The 13,942-nt window shown below is 74.9% G+C and carries 10 protein-coding genes; 7 read left to right on the forward strand and 3 right to left on the reverse strand.

Going from position 1 to position 13,942, the window contains the following annotated elements; all coding sequences use genetic code 11:
* The first annotated feature begins 7 nt into the window (after positions 1-7).
* From Athai_RS11405 to Athai_RS11420, 4 genes are all read left to right on the forward strand, one after another.
* Positions 8-1,525, forward strand: coding sequence for a YifB family Mg chelatase-like AAA ATPase (locus Athai_RS11405; protein WP_203961478.1), 1,518 nt, complete (start codon positions 8-10; stop codon positions 1,523-1,525).
* 611 nt (positions 1,526-2,136) lie between these two features.
* On the forward strand, positions 2,137-3,369 hold the full coding sequence (gene dprA / locus Athai_RS11410) for a DNA-processing protein DprA (RefSeq protein ID WP_239156876.1): 1,233 nt from the start codon (positions 2,137-2,139) through the stop codon (positions 3,367-3,369).
* Positions 3,370-3,473: 104 nt separating this feature from the next.
* Complete coding sequence (locus Athai_RS11415) at positions 3,474-4,493, forward strand: tyrosine recombinase XerC (protein ID WP_203961479.1); 1,020 nt, start codon at positions 3,474-3,476, stop codon at positions 4,491-4,493.
* A gap of 19 nt (positions 4,494-4,512) precedes the next feature.
* Entirely contained in the window at positions 4,513-5,682 is a 1,170-nt protein-coding gene (locus Athai_RS11420; RefSeq protein WP_203961480.1) for an aminotransferase class V-fold PLP-dependent enzyme, read from the forward strand.
* A 290-nt stretch (positions 5,683-5,972) separates the two neighbouring features.
* On the opposite strand, the gene Athai_RS34075 is transcribed toward Athai_RS11420, so the two are convergent.
* The 3 genes from Athai_RS34075 to Athai_RS11435 all read right to left on the reverse strand — a co-directional run bounded on the left by Athai_RS34075 (position 5,973) and on the right by Athai_RS11435 (position 10,074).
* Positions 5,973-6,644, reverse strand: coding sequence for a murein hydrolase activator EnvC family protein (locus Athai_RS34075; protein WP_420829773.1), 672 nt, complete (start codon positions 6,642-6,644; stop codon positions 5,973-5,975).
* Between the two features lie 1,574 nt (positions 6,645-8,218).
* The gene (locus tag Athai_RS11430) at positions 8,219-9,403 is read right to left on the reverse strand and encodes a pyridoxal phosphate-dependent aminotransferase (RefSeq protein WP_203961481.1); all 1,185 of its coding nucleotides are present in this window, start codon (positions 9,401-9,403) and stop codon (positions 8,219-8,221) included.
* 128 nt (positions 9,404-9,531) lie between these two features.
* On the reverse strand, positions 9,532-10,074 hold the full coding sequence (locus tag Athai_RS11435) for a CGNR zinc finger domain-containing protein (RefSeq protein WP_203961482.1): 543 nt from the start codon (positions 10,072-10,074) through the stop codon (positions 9,532-9,534).
* 24 nt (positions 10,075-10,098) lie between these two features.
* On the opposite strand from Athai_RS11435, the gene Athai_RS11440 reads away from it, so the two are divergent.
* From Athai_RS11440 to rpsB, 3 genes are all read left to right on the forward strand, one after another.
* The gene (locus Athai_RS11440; RefSeq protein WP_203961483.1) at positions 10,099-11,586 is read left to right on the forward strand and encodes an MFS transporter; all 1,488 of its coding nucleotides are present in this window, start codon (positions 10,099-10,101) and stop codon (positions 11,584-11,586) included.
* Positions 11,587-11,674: 88 nt separating this feature from the next.
* On the forward strand, positions 11,675-12,676 hold the full coding sequence (locus tag Athai_RS11445) for a hypothetical protein (protein ID WP_203961484.1): 1,002 nt from the start codon (positions 11,675-11,677) through the stop codon (positions 12,674-12,676).
* A gap of 276 nt (positions 12,677-12,952) precedes the next feature.
* The gene (gene rpsB, locus Athai_RS11450) at positions 12,953-13,843 is read left to right on the forward strand and encodes a 30S ribosomal protein S2 (protein WP_203961485.1); all 891 of its coding nucleotides are present in this window, start codon (positions 12,953-12,955) and stop codon (positions 13,841-13,843) included.
* Positions 13,844-13,942 lie beyond the last annotated feature (99 nt).

Here is a 13,942-nt window from a genome sequence, read left to right on the forward strand (position 1 = left end):
GCCGGCGATGGGATACGCACGCGTGCTGTCGGTCGGGCTGCTCGGGCTGGCCGGGCGGCTGATCGAGGTCGAGGCCGACCTGTCCGCCGGACTGCCCGGGATGATCGTCTCCGGCCTTCCGGACGCCGCGGTCAACGAGTCACGGGAACGCATCCGGGCGGCCGTCATCAACTCCGGCCTGCCCTGGCCCAACCGGCGCATCACCGTCAACCTGCTGCCGGCGTCGATGCCCAAGCACGGTTCGCTGTTCGATCTCGGTGTCGCGGCGGCGGTGCTGTGCGCGGCCGGCGCCGTCCCGGCCGATCGCATCCAGGACGTGGCGCTGATCGGCGAGCTCGGCCTGGACGGCCGGGTCCGCCCGGTCCGGGGAGTGCTGCCGGCGGTGCTCGCCGCGGCTCGGTCCGGCGTCCACCGGGTCCTCGTTCCCGCCGGTAACGGCCGCGAGGCGGCGCTGGTGCCGGGCACCGTGGTGCAGACCGTGGACACCCTCGCGACGCTGCTCGCCCACCTGCGCGGGGAGGGCGAACTGCCGGGTCCGGACGCCGTCGCCGACACCATCGACGACCCGCCGGGCGCCGACCTGGTCGACGTCGTCGGGCAGGAGCGCGGCCGACGCGCGGTCGAGATCGCGGCGGCCGGCGGCCACAACGTCGCGTTGTTCGGTCCGCCCGGGGCCGGCAAGACCATGCTGGCCGAACGGTTGCCCGGCGTGCTCCCGGCGCTGTCGGACGAGCAGGCGCTCGAGGTCACCGCGGTGCACTCGGTGGCCGGCACGCTGCCCTCGTCGGCGGGACTGCTGAGAAAGCCTCCATACCAGGCTCCGCACCACACCTCGACGCCCGCCGCGATCGTCGGCGGCGGCAGCGGGCTGCCCCGACCAGGCTCGATCTCCCTCGCGCACCACGGGGTGCTGTTCCTCGACGAAGCACCGGAGTACCGCCCCGGGGTGCTGAACGCGCTGCGGGAGCCGCTGGAGAACGGCGAGATCCGGCTCGCCCGCGCGGCGGGCAACACCTGTTTCCCGGCCCGGTTCCAGCTCGTGCTCGCGGCGAATCCGTGCCCCTGCGGGGAACGCGGCGGCGAATGCCTCTGCAGCCCGCTGGTGCGCCGGCGCTACCTCGGTCGGCTGTCCGGACCGCTGCTGGACCGGGTCGACCTGCAACTCGATCTGTTGCCGATCCGATCGGTGCAACTGCTCAGCGAGGATCGCACCCCGGAAGACTCGGCAACCGTCGCCGCTCGCGTCCGGCAGGCGCGTCGAAGTGCCGCGTCGCGCTGGTCCGGCGCGGCCGGTCCGCTCAACGCCACCATTCCCGGTCGGACGTTGCGCTCGGGGCGATGGCGGCTGCCGCGGACGGTGACCGCGCTCGCCGAGCGCCTGGTGGACAGCGGCGCCCTGTCGGCGCGCGGGTACGACCGGGTGCTGCGGATCGCGTGGACGGTGGCCGATCTGGCTGGGCGATCGCGTCCGGACGCCGGTGACGTCGCCGAGGCGGTCGAGCTGCGAACCAGGACCACGCCGTGAGGCGACACACGAGCATTCCGGGCCGGCTACACCGGCCCGGCCCCGACCGGACTCTGCTGGCTACCGAGGTGATCGACATGACCGGACGACCCGACCGGCCCCACGCCGGGACTCCCGACACCGACCACGCCGACCCGGGCACGCCCGGCCCAGGCCGCCCCGATCCAGGCCGCCCCGATCCAGGCCGCACCGATCGTGGCGCGACCGGCCGCGGCACCGAGACCGGCAGGACCGATGCCGCACCTGGCCCCGGGATGGCTCGCCCGGGTACCACCGGCTTCGGTGCGGATTCTTCCGCGCTCGGCGGTCCCGCGGCCGCCCGCCCGGGCACTGCCCACCCGGACCCTGCTCTCCCGGGCGCCGCTCGCACCCTCGCGCCGGGTGCTGGCGCTCCTCGCGGTGTCGGGCCGGACGCTGGTCGGGATCCCGCTGGCCGAGACTCGTCCGGTTCCCCCGCTACCGGCCCGGGCGTGGCCGGCCGGTTTGCCAGCCGGGACGAGGATGCGTCGGTTGCGCCCCGCCCGGCCGCCGCCGCGGGCGGCGAACCCGCGCGTCGCCCCGTCCAGTTGCACCTGCCGGCGGGTGGTGCCCGGTCGCTCCGACCCGACCCGGTGGACGCTCGGTTGGCGCGGGCCGCGGAGACCATCGGTTGGCAGCGGCATCGCCTGGCCAGGGTGGCGCTGTGCTGGTTGGTCGAGCCCGGGCATCGGCCGCTCGGTGCCATGGTCCGCGAACTCGGTCCGATCGAGGTGCTGCGCCGGCTCTACACCGGGGCCGTGCCGGGGCGGGTCAGCTCGGCCGCGGCGGCTCGTCTCGCCGCTGGAGACCCGGTGCAGCGCGCGCTGCAGTTGGCCCGGGAGGGCGAACGGCTCGGCTGCCGCGTGGTCGTGCCCGAAGACGACGAGTGGCCGGCCCAGGTCGAAGACCTGGTGCGGATCGGCCGAGACACCGATCCGCGGGCCGACCCGCACACCGATCCGCCGATCCTGTTGTGGGCGCGAGGTGCTCGGCGGATCGATGCGGCCACCGAGCGCGCGGTCGCGGTCGTCGGTGCCCGGGCCGCCACCGACTACGGCGCGCACGTCACCGCGGAACTCGCGTTCGGTCTCGCCGACCGTGGCTGGACCGTCGTCTCCGGCGGGGCGTACGGCGTGGACGCGGCGGCGCACCGCGGCGCGCTCGCCGCGTGCGGGCCGACGGTCGCCGTCCAGGCGTGCGGGCTCGACATCAGCTATCCGGTGGCCAACGCCGGCCTGCTGGAGCGCATCGGTCAGGATGGCGTGCTGCTCAGCGAGTGGCCGCCGGGCGCTGGTGCGCAGCGGCACCGGTTCCTGATCCGCAACCGGGTGATCGCCGCGCTGTGCCGTGGCACGGTGGTGGTCGAAGCGTCCGCCCGCAGCGGTACCAGGAACACCGCGCGCCGGGCCCGGGAGCTGGGTCGCATCGTGCTGGCCGTGCCCGGGCCCGTCACCTCGGGCATGAGCGTGGGTACGAACCTGATGATCCGCCAGGACGAGGCCAGGCTCGTGTCGACCGCGGCGGAGGTGATCGAGGAGGTCGGTCGCATCGGCGACGACCTCGCGCCGATCCCGCACGGCGCCCGTACCCCGCGCGATGATCTCGACGCCGTGTCCACGACCGTGTTGGATGCCGTGCCGTTGCGCCGCGCGGCCAGCGTCGAGGAGATCGCGGTCGCCGCCGGGGTCTCCGCGCAGCAGGTCCGCCGGACGGTGCCGCTGCTGGCCATGCTGGGCTTCGTCGAGGACACCGGTGCCGGCTACCGCCTTCGACCCGAGGAGACGCCGCGCGATTCGACGCAGGGCCGCCCCAGCATCCGTGGTTGACCGATCACGCCGAGCTGAGTGCCGGTCGGCCCGACCGGGAGTGCGGCACCCATCGGCGGCGGGTCGGCTTGACGCCAGATCCCCTGCACCCCACCGTACGAGGCGTGGCAGGCAGCGGGAGTTCCACCGAGGCGCGCTACGAAGCGCTGCCAGAGGAGCTGCGAGACGCGGTCGACCTGTTCGCCCGGTACCTGTCGAGCGAGCGGGCCCGCTCGGCGCACACGATCCGGGCATACCTGACCGACATCGTCCAGTTGCTGGATCATGCCGGCCGGATGCGCGCCGGCACGCTCGACGCCGCGCTGGCGTTGCCGGTGCTGCGCAGTTGGCTCGCGCGACAGCGCGGTACGGGGGCGGCACGCAGCACGCTGGCACGCCGGGCGGCGGCCGCCCGTACGTTCTCGGGCTGGGCGCACCAAGCGGGCCTGATCCGCGTCGACCGGGCGCGTGCGCTCGGCGTGCCCCGAGCCGAGCGCACGCTGCCGACCGTGCTTGCCGCCGAGCAGGCCGCGGCGCTCGTCGAGGCGCCTGGCGCCGGTGGGTCGGCGACCGAGGCGTCAGGCGGTCCGGCCGCCTCCGGGACCGGCGACGGGCCGGTCGACGAGGCGCAGGTCCGAGATCCGGTGGCGCTGCGCGACGCGGCGCTGCTGGAACTGCTGTACGCGACGGCGGTACGGGTCGGCGAGCTGTGCGGGCTCGACCTGGGCGACGTGGACGAGGAGCGTCGGTTGGTCCGCGTCACCGGCAAGGGCGACAAACAACGGTCCGTCCCGTACGGGGTGCCCGCCGAGCAGGCGATTCGGGCGTACCTGCGGGATGGTCGCCCGGCGCTGGTGGCGCGGCCGAGCGGATCGGCGCTGCTGCTCGGGGTGCGCGGCGGCCGCCTGAACCCGCGTACGGTGCGTCGCATCGTCGCGGCCCGCGCGGCCGAGGCGGGGGTGCCGGTGGTGGCGCCGCACGCGCTGCGGCACTCGGCGGCCACACACCTGCTCGATGGGGGAGCGGATCTGCGGTCGGTGCAGGAACTGCTGGGTCATGCATCATTGGCATCGACACAGCTCTACACCCATGTCTCGGTCGAACGGCTCCGCCGCGCGTACCGTCAGGCACATCCCCGCGCGTGAAAGGCCCAACGCCGTGGTCATGGCAATCGACAAGCCACCCGAGCCGCTGCCCGGCGCTCGACTGCTCTTCACTCTGGACCCCGGTTACGTCCATCTGAACCACGGTTCGTTCGGTGCGGCGCCGATCCCGACGCAGCGGGCGGCGGCGCGGCTGCGGGAGGAGCAGGAGGCGGACCCGATGCGGTTCCTGAAACCGCCGGGAATCGTCCAACGCGTCCGGCACACCCGGCGGCATCTGGCCCGATTCGTTGGCGCCGATCCGGACGGGACGGCACTCGTGCCGAACGTCACAGCCGCCTGCGCCGTCGTGCTCGGCTCGGTGCGGCTGCGTCCTGGCGACGAGATCCTGCTCACCGATCACACCTACGGTGCGGTGGCTCTGGAGGCGGCGCGCCGGTGCGCGGAGACCGGCGCCACCGTGGTCCAGGCCCGGATCGGGCTGGAGGACGACGACGACGCGGTGGTCGCGGCGATCGCCGCGGCGACCACCGACCGGACCAGGGTCGCGATCATCGATCAGATCAGCTCGGCGACCGCGAAGTTGTTCCCGGTGCGGCGGATCGCGGCGGAACTGCACCGCCGCGGGGTGTTCGTCGCGATCGACGCGGCGCACGTGCCTGGCATGATCGACGTCGACGTGTCGGCGCTGGGCGTCGACGCCTGGTTCGGCAACCTGCACAAGTGGGCGTACGCCCCGCGCGGCACCGGCCTGCTGTCGGTCGCCGCCGCACACCACGGCAGCGTCCGACCACTGGCCGCGTCCTGGGAGTACGACAACGGGTTCCCGGCCAGCGTCGAGTTCCAGGGCACCCAGGACCTCGCAGGATGGCTCGCCGCGCCCGCCGGCCTGCACACCATGACCGCGCTGGGGGTGGATGTCGTGCGCGACCACAACGCGCGGCTCGCCCGGTACGGGCAGCGCCTGATCACCGAGGCGCTGGGCACGCCGGCGGTGCGAAGCGCTCCGGAGTTGGCGATGCGGGTCGTTCGGCTGCCGGCCGGTGTGGCGACCACACCTGAGGCGGCGAGCCAGCTTCGCGACCGGATCGCCGAGCAGCTGCGGATCCATGTCGCGGTGAGCGCGTGGCGCCGGATCGGGCTGCTGCGCATCTGCGCCCAGGTCTACAACGGAGCCGAAGACTTCGAGCGACTGGCCCGCAGCCTGCCGCCGCTGCTGCGGGCCCGGTAGCGCTGGCTCCGGGCGTGGATGCGCCCCACCGGGCCACCATGCGATGGTCCGCCTGCCGCCTGCCGCCTGCCGCCTGCCGCCTGCCGCCTGCCGCCTGCCGCCTGCCGGTTTGACCGGTGCGGCGGCTGTTGCCAGGCGGCTGACGGACCGGGTGCCACCCGGCCGGGCCGGAACTCGTGTCGGCCGCGCCGGTCCACCAGGTGCTGCCGCCTGCGTGCTCGGCTCCGGCTCTGGCAGGAGGTCCGGACCACGCCGTGATGGGCACGGGTCGGTCGCGTGGCGGTCTCGGTTCAGACAGCCCGATCCGGGGCCAGCGGCAGTAGCCGCACCCGGCCGAAGCCGAGGAGGATCAGCGGGTCCAGGTACCGCTCGCCGCGGCGCAGCCCCCAGTGCAGGCACGCCGACCGGCGGCAGCCGGGATGCCCGGCATCGAGGATGCCGATGCGTTGCCCGGCGGCGACGTGGTCACCGGGGTGGACCAGCGGTCGCACCGGTTGGTAGGTCGTGCGCAGGCCACCGGCGTGGTCGATGCTGACGACTCCGACACCGGCGATGTGCCCGGCGAAGGTGACCACACCCGGGCCGGCGGCGAGCACCGGCACGCCGGCCGCGGCGCCAAGATCGACGCCCCGGTGGCCAGGCAACCAGCGTTCCGGCGGGGGGTCGAACGCCCGAACAACCGCCGGCGTGCCGGGCAGCGGCCAGCGGTATCCGGCGCGCGGTGCGGGCGTCGCCCCGGCCGGGCCACCGTGCGCCGGGCGCTGCGCTGCCAGCACACCGCAGATCGCCAGCGCTGCCACCGTCGCCACCGCGGCGATCCATCGGCCGCGAGCGGCCCGGGCCGGTCGCCCCGGGCGACGCAGCAGGCCGCGCACCCGTCCGGCGGGCCTGCTCGGGTGGGTCGGCGTCGCCCGGTCGGCGATCGAGTCCGGCCGGGACAGCACTTCGGAGCTGTGGTCCACCGCCCTTCGCCGGCGCTCCGGCAGTTGAAGGATGGCGGCGGTCCTGCCAGACGCGTCGGCGCCGCTCACTCTGCTCGTCGTGTCCGCGGCTCCGACCGGGTGCGTTTCGCCAGTGGCGGCACGACGACGATCGCGGCGGATCGCGAGGTCGACGACGACGGTCCGGGAATCCCCCGCCCGGACACCCCGGTCCGCCCTGGCTCCGCAGGTTCGCGCGGCATGGCTCGCGTCGGGCCGCGACGGTGCCGCCGTGACGTGTCCCGAGGGAGCCGCAGCGCCATGTCCTGACGGTGCCGCCGTGACGTGTCCCGAGGGGGCCGCAGCGCCATGGCCCGACGGCGCTGCGGTGTCGTGTCCCGAGGGCGCCGCAGTGTCGTGTCCCGAGCGCGCCGCACTGTCGTGCCGCGACGGATCCTTCGGGTGACGCGGCAACTGGCCGACTGCCCGGGGCCGCCGCACGACCGACCACCGCTCACGGTCAGGCCGTGCCGTGCCGGCCCCCCACGCCGCTGCCGCCTCGCCGGGTGGTGCGCCGGCGGGCGCCGCCTCCGCGCTGCGCGCCCGGGCGACCTCCGCGCTGCGCGCCCGGGCGGCCTCCGCGCTGCGCGCCCGGGCGACATTCGCGCCGGGCGAGACCACCGGTCTGTCCCGGGGCTGCGGGTGGTCCGGAACCACCGGTCGGTCCGCACCCTGCGGGTGGCGCGGAACCATGGGACGGATCGCTTCCCGCGCCACCACAGCGGGTCGTACGAGCCGTAGCCGGCGCGGGCCGTGCCGGGCCGGGCCGGCACCGTTCGGGCGGGCCACGGCGCGCAGGGCCCGGTTGGGATCCCCGGACACCGCCCCGACTGTCCCGCCGAGCCGCACCGACGGCGCGGCCTCCCGCCTGGTCCCGTGGCGCGGCGACCAGAGTCGCCCCACCGGGAGCCGTTGCGCCCAGCGCCGCAGTGTCCCGGCCGGCTCGTCGGGTAGCGCCGGCACCAGCCGCGGCCGCAGCGGGATGTCCGGGGCGGCGATCCAATCGTCGCCCGCGGCCCAGCCCAGATCTGCCCAGCCCGATGTCGGCCGGTCGGGGCTGGACCGACACTCGCCTTGCCCTTGCCCTTGCCCTTGCCCTTGCCCTTGGCCTGGGCCGGCCGCCGTCGGTCGGCGTGTCGGCGGGCTGGCCGGATCCTGGGTGACGGTCCCGCGGCGGTGCGGGCTGGCATGTTGCGTTCGGTGCGTCGATCCGCTGATACGTCCCACCCGGGCAGCGTCGCCCCAAACGGCACCGGCCGCCACCACCTCATCGCAAACTGTGGATAACCACGGTGGCTGTGGACAACAAGCCATGAAACGTGCAGCGGTGTGCTAAGGGTGCCGTCATGTGCCTGCCCACGGGGCCGGAGTCAGGTTCGACCGGGACCAGCCCGGGCCCGAACACCTGCGCGGCCCGCACCCGGGCCGAGAGCCGGGGAACCGCTTCGCTCGGGCCGAGAGCGGGGGAACCGCTTCGCTCGGGCCGAGAGCCGGAGAACCGCCGCGCCCGGGCTGCCTGCCGGGCATCGGCCTCGCCCGGACCGGCGGCCCGGGCGCTAGCTGGCGAGGGTGCGCAACCGGTCCGCCGCCTCGGCGAGTACCTCGGGGCGCTTGGAGCAGGCGAACCGGACGACGCGCCGGCCTACCTCCTGGTTGTCGTAGAACACCTGGGTCGGCACCGCCACCACGCCGCACCGTTCGGGCAGCGCCCGGCAGAACTCGATCCCGTCCCGGCCGCCGAGCGCGCCGATGTCGGCGGTCAGGAAGTACGTGCCGGAGGAGGGGTGCACCCCGAAGCCCGCCTCGGCGAGCCCGGCGGCGAGCAGGTCCCGGCCGGCCTGCAGCCGGTCCCGCACCCCGGTCAGGTAGCTGGGCGGCAGCCGTAGCGCGACCGCGACGGCGGGCTGCAGCGGCCCGGCGTTGACGAAGGTCAGGAACTGCTTGACCCGCAGTACCGCCGAGACCAGCCGGGCGGGCCCGCTGGCCCAGCCGACCTTCCACCCGGTGCAGGAGAAGCTCTTGCCGGCCGAGGAGATGCGGATCGTGCGCTCCCACATGCCCGGCAGGGCGGCGAGGGGCACGTGCGGCGCGGCCGAGTCGATGAAGACCAGATGCTCGTACACCTCGTCGGTCACCGCGTACACGTCGTGTTCCTGGCACAGCTGCGCGATCAGCGAGAGTTCGGCCGGGGTGAACACCTTGCCGGTCGGGTTGTGCGGCGAGTTGAGCAGCAGCACCCGGGTGCGCGGGCCGAACGCGGCGCGCAACTCGTCCGGGTCGAAGGTGTAGCCGTCCGGCCCCGGCCGCAGGGTCACGGGTCGGCGCACCGCGTGCGCCAGCGCGATCGACGCCGCGTACGAGTCGTAGTAGGGCTCGAAGCAGACCACCTCGTCGCCGGTCTCGCACAGGCCGAGGATCGCCGCCGCGATCGCCTCGGTGGCCCCGGCGGTCACCACGATCTCGCCGTCCGGGTCGTACTCGAGGTGCCAGTCGCGCTGCTGCTGCTCGGCGATGGCGGCACGCAGTTCCGGTACTCCGGGCCCGGGCGGGTACTGGTTGTGCCCGTCCCGGATCGCCGCGGTCGCGGCGGCGAGCATCTCCGCCGGCCCGTCGGTGTCCGGGAACCCCTGCCCGAGGTTGATCGCACCGGTACACACCGCGAGCGCCGACATCTCGGCGAAGACTGTCGTGCCGAACTCGTGCATCCGCGCCACCAGCGGATCGGACCCTGTGCTCGTCATGGCGTCACCTTAGGGCGTGGCCGGTCGGTACGCGCCGATCCTCGCTTCAGCCCCGGCCCGTACGGGCGGGTGCCGGCGCGGCGGCCGCGCCGACGGGCGCGGTGTCGGGTCGGCGCGGATCGGCCGGCTCAGCCGCCGGCCCGGTGCCGCGCGACGCGTACCCGGGTGGCGCACCGGGCCGAGCAGTAGCGCCGGGGGGAGCCCGCGCCGTGCGCGACGAACGGTGCGCCGCAGCCGGGTGCGGCGCACACCCCGCCGGGTGGTGCCTGCCGTTCGGCCAGCAGCACGGCGAGCGCCAGCCCGGACGAGGTGACGAACCACTCGCCCCAGCCGCCGTCGTCGTCCGCGTCGACGTGCAGGTGCCAGGCGGTACCGCCGTGCGAGGTGAGCCGGGGCGGCCCGGCGTGCCGGGCGAACAGGGCGTTGAGCGCGGCGGCCGCGGTGGTGGTGTCGGGCGCGGCGAACACGGCGGCCACCGGCTCGGCCGCGGCGCGCAGTTCGTCGAGGTCGGCCGGGGTGAGCCGGACGCCGGTCTCGCCGTGCTCGCCGAGCACGGCGGCGATTCGGCCGGCCGGGTCGGGTTCCGCGGAACGCAGCTCGACCAGCAGGTCGGCCGCCCGTTGCGCCGCGTCGGCCGGCGCCGACCCTGCCGTCCACCGGACTCCATCCATGCGCATCAGTGTAACGTCTAGTCGGTGAGAAGGCGTTACGGGCTGATCCGGTACCTCGCCGGCGCCACGGCGGCCCGCACCGGGGACGAGGCGTCCGGCCCCGCCCTGGTGCTGCTCGGCCTCGCCGCCACGGGCTCCACCTGGTCCGCCGGTCTGGTGATCGGTGCCCTGACCGCCGCCACCGCCGCCGGTGGACCGGTCCTCGGCGCGGTACTGGACCGGGCCCGCCGGCCGCCCCGCGTCCTTGCCTACTGTCTGCTCGGTTACGGGGCGGGTCTGGTCCTGCTGACCGTGGCACTGGACGGCGCGCGGTGGTGGCCGCCGGTGCTCATCGCGGTCGCCGCCGGCGCCTTCGGTCCGGCGCTCAGCGCGGGGTGGAGTTCCCGGCTCCCGACGGTGCTGTCGGCGACCACGGTGCGGCGCGGCTACGCTGCCGATTCCGCATCGTTCGCGGTGGCGGCGCTCGTCGGACCGGCGCTGGCCGGGGTGCTCGCCGCCGCGTTGTACCCGACCGCGGCCGTGCTGTCCGCCGTGGCGCTGCTGCTCGTCGCGACACCGTTCGCGCTGCGCCTTCCGCGGCCCGCCATCCCGCCACCCGTCATCCCGGCGTGCCCCGTACCGGTCGCTCCGCCACGACACGAAGCCGCGCCCTCGTCGCTCGCCGCGCCGCCCTCGCATCCCGCGCCGCCGTCGCATCCCGCGCCGTCGCATCCCGTGCCGCCCTCGCAGCTCGCGCCGCCCTCGCATCCCGTGTCTTCGTCGCATCCCGTGCCGCCCTCGCATCCCGCGCCGCCGTCGCAGCTCGCGCCGTCGTCGGGGGGACCGCGGCGCGAGATGCGCGCGTTGCGAGCCGGCCGGCGGGCGCGGTCGAGACCGACCGGTCGGCCGGTACGGCACCGGTCGGAGGCGAACGAGTCGCTGGTGGCGGTGCTGCGGCGCGGTGCCCGGGCGGTGTTCGCCGACCCGGCCCTGCGGGCGGCGACGGTGGTGTCGGCGCTGTCGTACCTGGGTGTCGGCGCGGCCACGGTCGCGCTGCCGGTGCTCGGTGCCGCGCTGACCGGACGGCCCGGTGCCGGTGCCCTGCTGCTGGCCGTGACCGCGGGCGGGGCGTTGCTGTCGACCGCGGTGCTGTCTCGCCGCCCGGTACCGCTGGGTGCGCCGGCCCAGGTGGCGGCCGCGACGGCGGTGATGGGCGCGGGGTTTTCGGTCCTCGCCCTGGCCTGGTCGTGGCCGGTCGCCGTGGTCGGCGCGGCGGTGGTCGGACTGGGTGACGGGCCGCAACTGTCCGCGCTGCTGGAGATCCGGCATCGGGCCGCGGCGCCGGAGTTGCGCACTCAGATCTTCGCGGCCGGGGCGAGCGTCAAGCAGGCCGGCTACGCGGTGGGCGCCGCGTCCGCCGGCGTGGTCGCCGCCTCGTCGGCCCGGCCCGCCCTGGTGCTGGCGGTACTCGCGCAACTGGCCGCTCTGGCCGTTGCCGCGCCGTCCATCAATAGACGCGCGTCGATATCATGACATCTCTGGGCGAACCGCTCTGTGGGGTCGCTCACGGTGGTGCACCGGTCTTTCGGCCCAGGGGGTCGGTGGCTTAGCGTGCCCGGTCGTGGCTACACACCGAGACAGCGGCCCCGCCGAGGCGGGTGCCTCGGCCTACCCGGGCCAGGCCTACCACGACGTCGACTATCCGACCGCCGGACCGGGGTACCCCGCCGGCCGGGACGGCGATCGGCGTTATGCGGAGCGGATCCCGCGCTACCCCGAGGCCCAGCAGCCGGACGCCGCGGAGCCCCCTGGCCGTCATCCCGGCGACCGGGACGAGCTGCGCCTGACCGACGAGGACGGGGTGCCGGCCCGACCGGTCGAGTCGCCGACCACGGCCTATCAGCCGGTGTCATCGGCTGCTCCGGGGCAGTCGGCGGCACCGCACAATGCCGCCCAGCACCAGACCCCGGCGCAACACCAGACCCCCGCGCAACACCAGACCCCCGGCCAACGCCAGGCTCCCGCGCAGCCCCAGGCTCCCGCGCAGCCCCAGGGTGTCGGACAGCAGCCGGCCACCCCGCATCAGGCCGGCGCCGCCGGCCCAGCCGGCGCGCAGCCGCAGTTCGGCCAGCCCGGACCGACCCCCCAGCCGGCGCCCGCCGGGCAGCCCGGTGCGGCCGGACAGCCGGCCCACCAGTCGGTTCAGCAGCCGGCGTCACCGCAGGGCAACGCGGCGCTGTCCGACCTGCTGCACGAGCCGACCCAGCTCACCGAGCAGGTGCCGGTCTATCCGGGTGGTGGCGGTACCGATGCCGGCACCGTGCACCGCGCGCACGCGCAGCTGGCCTGGTTGTTCGGTTCGCTCGCGATCCTGTTCGACATTCCGATCGCGGTCGTGCTGGTGCGCTCGCTGATGAGCAACGGCGTGGTGGTCGGCGGGGTGGTGTCCGGCCTCTTGCTGCTGCCGGGCCTGCCGTTGCTCGCCGCCGGGTTCTACCAGCTGTTCTCCGGACGCATCGCGGTACGGTCGGGCGAAGGGCTCGCGGCCCTGTCCCGCCGCCCGGTCGCCCTGCTGTTCGCCGGCGTCCTGCTGGTGCTCGCCGGTGCGATGGCAGCCGGCTGATCCGCCGACCGCCCGGCCGCTCGCCGGTCGCCGCGCCGGCTGCGTACACTTGACCCTCGGCGACCGTATCGCCGTGTCCGGGTGAGCTACCCGGGCGCTGGACATGGTCGACCTCGCGTGCCCGTCACCGTCACCACAGCGTCACGGTGGGCGCCGACTCCCTGGTCCCGCGACAGCGGGCACCGAGCGGACATCGGGCACCAGGGCGGTGATCACCGATCGCCGCGACAACCAGGGAGTGCGGGCGTGCCCCGCACACGATGTGAGGAGAGCTCAGTGGCCGTCGTCACGATGCGACAGCTCCTGGAGAGCGGAGTCCACTTCGGGCACCAGACCCGTCGCTGGAACCCGAAGATGAAGCGGTACATCTTCACCGACCGCAACGGCATCTACATCATCGACCTGCGGCAGACCCTCGACTACATCGAGAAGGCGTACGAGTTCGTCAAGAACACCGTCGCCAGCGGGGGCAACGTGCTGTTCGTCGGGACGAAGAAGCAGGCGCAGGAGGCGATCGCCGAGCAGGCGACCCGCGTCGGCATGCCGTACGTCAACCACCGCTGGCTGGGCGGCATGCTCACCAACTTCAACACGGTGCACAAGCGGCTGCAGCGGATGAAGGAGCTGGAGTCGATCGAGCAGATCGGTGCCGACCAGGGTCTGACCAAGAAGGAGCGGCTCTCGCTCGAACGGGAGAAGACCAAGCTGGAGCGCACCCTCGGCGGTCTGCGCGACATGCAGAAGGTGCCGTCGGCGATCTGGGTGGTGGACACCAAGAAGGAGCACATCGCCGTCGACGAGGCTCGCAAGCTGGGCATCCCGGTCATCGCGATCCTCGACACCAACTGTGACCCGGACGAGGTCGACTACCCGATCCCGGGCAACGACGACGCGATCCGGTCCGCCACGCTGCTGACCCAGGTGATCGCCACCGCGGCCGCCGACGGGCAGATCGCCCGGGCCGGTGCCGCGCTGGGTGACACCGAGAAGCCGGCCACCACCGGCGCCTCCGCCGAGCCGCTCGCCGAGTGGGAGCGGGAGCTGCTGGAGAACCCGGCCGCCGGGCAGACCGCGGAGGCCGCTGCCGAGCAGCCCGCGGCCGAGGCGCCCGCCGCCGAGAAGCCGGCCGAGTCCGGTGACGACGCCAAGGCCGGCGCCGACTCCTGATCCGCCGCCCGACGTGGCGCATGATCGACACCCGGGCACCGGCACCGAACGCGGTGTCGGTGCCCGAACGTTGTGGCCGGCCGGTGCGCTGCCGCACCG

Origin of the sequence: Actinocatenispora thailandica, from assembly GCF_016865425.1 — a bacterium.
Classification (GTDB): domain Bacteria; phylum Actinomycetota; class Actinomycetes; order Mycobacteriales; family Micromonosporaceae; genus Actinocatenispora; species Actinocatenispora thailandica.

What these genes read in the sequence shown, in the direction of transcription:
- Athai_RS11420 (WP_203961480.1), top strand. Translation starts at nt 4,513, where the DNA reads ATGGCAATCGACAAGCCACCCGAGCCGCTGCCCGGCGCTCGACTGCTC.
- Athai_RS11435 (WP_203961482.1), bottom strand. Translation starts at nt 10,074, where the DNA reads ATGGATGGAGTCCGGTGGACGGCAGGGTCGGCGCCGGCCGACGCGGCG.
- Athai_RS11430 (WP_203961481.1), bottom strand. Translation starts at nt 9,403, where the DNA reads ATGACGAGCACAGGGTCCGATCCGCTGGTGGCGCGGATGCACGAGTTC.
- Athai_RS11405 (WP_203961478.1), top strand. Translation starts at nt 8, where the DNA reads ATGGGATACGCACGCGTGCTGTCGGTCGGGCTGCTCGGGCTGGCCGGG.